Annotated in this window: 3 protein-coding genes; all 3 read left to right on the top strand. The window is 74.0% G+C overall.

From position 1 onward, the window contains the following. Positions 1 to 429 (top strand): ATP-binding cassette domain-containing protein (locus tag MXD58_RS28435; RefSeq protein ID WP_250611247.1); only part of this gene is annotated, 429 nt, incomplete at its 5' end. Continuing rightward, complete coding sequence (locus MXD58_RS28440) at positions 422 to 2,119, top strand: ABC transporter ATP-binding protein (RefSeq protein ID WP_248840583.1); 1,698 nt, start codon at positions 422 to 424, stop codon at positions 2,117 to 2,119. The genes MXD58_RS28435 and MXD58_RS28440, both read left to right, overlap by 8 nt. 132 nt (positions 2,120 to 2,251) lie before the next feature. Further along, positions 2,252 to 2,518, top strand: a complete 267-nt coding sequence (locus tag MXD58_RS28445; RefSeq protein WP_248840584.1) for an MbtH family protein — start codon at positions 2,252 to 2,254, stop codon at positions 2,516 to 2,518. Positions 2,519 to 2,682 lie beyond the last annotated feature (164 nt).

Raw genomic sequence — 2,682 nt, forward strand, 5'->3', positions numbered from 1 at the left:
GACGTGGAGCCCGCGGCCCTGCGCGCCGCCTGCGAGGTCGCCGCGGTCGACGGTTTCGTCGCGGGCCTGCCCGACGGGTACGACACCGTGCTCGGGGAACGCGGCGCGACGGTGTCCGGCGGCCAGGCCCAGCGCCTCGCCCTCGCCCGTGGCCTGATCGGCCGTCCGGAGGTGCTGATCCTCGACGATGTCACCGCGGCGGTCGACGCGGACACCGAGGCCACGATCCTTCGCCGGCTGCGGGCCTGGGCGCCGGACACCGCGCTCGTCGTGATCTCCCACCGGCCGTCCGTGCTCGCCGCCGCCGACCGCGTCCTGTACCTGAACGCCGACGGCACGCCCGCCGACGGCACGCCCGCCGACGGCACGGCCATCGACGGCCCGGCCGCCGATGCCATGACAGTCGGAGCGGGAGGCATCGGTGGCTGAGATCCGGGCGCTGACCGAGGAGCCGTCGACCAGGGGGATCTTCCGGCGCTGCTGGCCGTACGTGCGCCCGCACCGGGCGGTCATGATCGGCGCGCTGGCGGCCAGTGTGGCCAGCACCAGCGCGGTGGTGGCGATCGCCCCGGCCATCGGCTGGGGCGTGGACGCCGTGACCGGCCGGCACCGGAGCCAGCTGTGGTGGGCCGTCGTCGTGCTGGTCGGGCTGATCCTCGCCCGGCTGGTGCTGCTGCGCTGGTCGGAGGTGCTGCTGTCGCGGGCGGGGGAGCGGACGATCCGGGCGCTGCGCGACCTCGTCGTGGAGCGGCTCGCCGGGGCGCCGCTGCGCTTCGTCGAGGCGCACCGCACCGGCGACCTGCTGCGCCGCTCGACCGGCGAGATCGCCGACCTGACCCTGTTCTTCCGCGACCAGCTGCCGATCCTGCTCAGCGTCGGACTGACCATCGTGCTCACTACGGTGATCCTGCTGATCTACTCGTGGCTGCTCGCGCTGCTACTCATCGTGCTGTTCGTGCCGATGGCGATCGCCGTGGTGGCCTGGTTCAACCGGGGGGCCCCGGCGGCGTTCGGCGGGCAGGCGGCGGCCGACGCGCGGATGACGGCGACGTTCACCGAGACGCTGACGGCGCACGAGGCGCTGGTGGCGCCGGGTCGGCCGCAGGAGTGGATCCGCCGGTTCCGGGTCGAGAACGACGCGCTGCTCGCGGGCAACGAGCGGGCCATCGGTGTGCAGACCCGCCTGGAGCTGTTCGGCCTGCTGGAGGGACTGGCGACGGCGGCGCTGCTGCTGCTGAGCGTCTGGCTGGTGCGCGCGGACCAGCTCAGCGTCGGCACCGTCGTCGTGTTCGTGGTGGCGACCCGCAACCTGTTCGAGAGCATGCTCACCCTGTCCAGCCTGGCCGGGCAGGCGCAGGTCGCCCGGGTGGGGCTCGCCCGCCTGGTCGACCTGCTGGACGCGCTGCCCGCCGGCGATCCGGGGCCAGTCGCCGGGCCCGGCGGGTCGGCGGTGGAGCTGCCCGCGCGCGGCGACCTGGTCGCCGAGGGCCTGCACTTCGCCTACGGCGACCGGGGCGCGGTCCTGCGCGACATCTCCGTCGCCTTCCCGGTCGGGGACCGCGCCGGTCTGGTCGGCGTCACCGGCTCGGGCAAGACGACGCTCGCCAAGCTGCTCAGTGGCCTCTACGAGCCGGACGCCGGCACCGTGCGGTTCGCCGGCACGGATCTGCGGACCGTGCCGGCGGCCCGCGTGCGGGAACGCATCGTGCTCATCCCGCAGCAGGTCCACATCATCACCGGCACGCTCGCGGAGAACCTGGCGCTGGCGCCTGGGGCGCCGGACCGCGCGGCGATGGCGCGGGCGGTCGACCAGCTTGGCCTCGCCGACTGGGTCGACCGGCGCGAGGGCGGGCTGGACGCCGAGCTGGGCGCGCGCGGCGAACGGCTCTCCGCCGGCGAGCGGCAGATCGTCGGGCTGTTGCGCGCGGCGCTGGTCGACCCGCCGGTGCTGCTGCTCGACGAGGCGACCGCCGACCTCGATCCGGAGATCGCCGAGCGGCTGGAGAACGCGGTCGAGCGGCTGCGGGACGGCCGGACGCTGATCGTCATCGCGCATCGCCCGGCGACGATCGAGCGCCTGCCCCGAACACTGCGTATCGACGCGGGCCGGTTGAGTTAGCTCTTGGCGTCAGCGGGGCCTTTGTCACGCGCCGAACTGGAATTTCCTGCCGGTATCGGTAGACGTACCCGACAACTTAGGTAAAGCTTACTTGCGTTAGCGCAGTCGGCGCACCGAGGAGACGGGACCAGCATGTCGACGAACCCGTTCGAGGACGAGAACGGCACCTTCCACGTCCTGGTCAACGACGAGGGCCAGCGTTCACTGTGGCCGACCTTCGCCCCCCTGCCCGCGGGCTGGCGCACGGTGCTCGCCGACGCCGACCGGTCCTCCTGCCTGGAGCATGTCCTCGCCCACTGGTGCGATCTGCGTCCCGCCCGCCTGAGCGCCCGGCTGACCGGGCAGGTCCCGGCCCGCGAGATCACGCGCGGCGGCGTGGAAGCCGGCGCGTCCCGGTGAGCGTTGCGATCATCTACCACGAGCGGGCGCTGGCCTGGGCCGGTGACCCGCTCGCCGCGGCCAGCCACCTCGCGCGCCGCGCCGCCGGCGGCCCGTTCGCCGTCTACGAGCGCGGCGGCGAATGGTGCTTCGCCGCCGGCTCCCTCGCCGAGATCGTCCTGACC

Origin of the sequence: Frankia sp. AgKG'84/4, from assembly GCF_023242965.2 — a bacterium.
Taxonomy (GTDB): domain Bacteria; phylum Actinomycetota; class Actinomycetes; order Frankiales; family Frankiaceae; genus Frankia.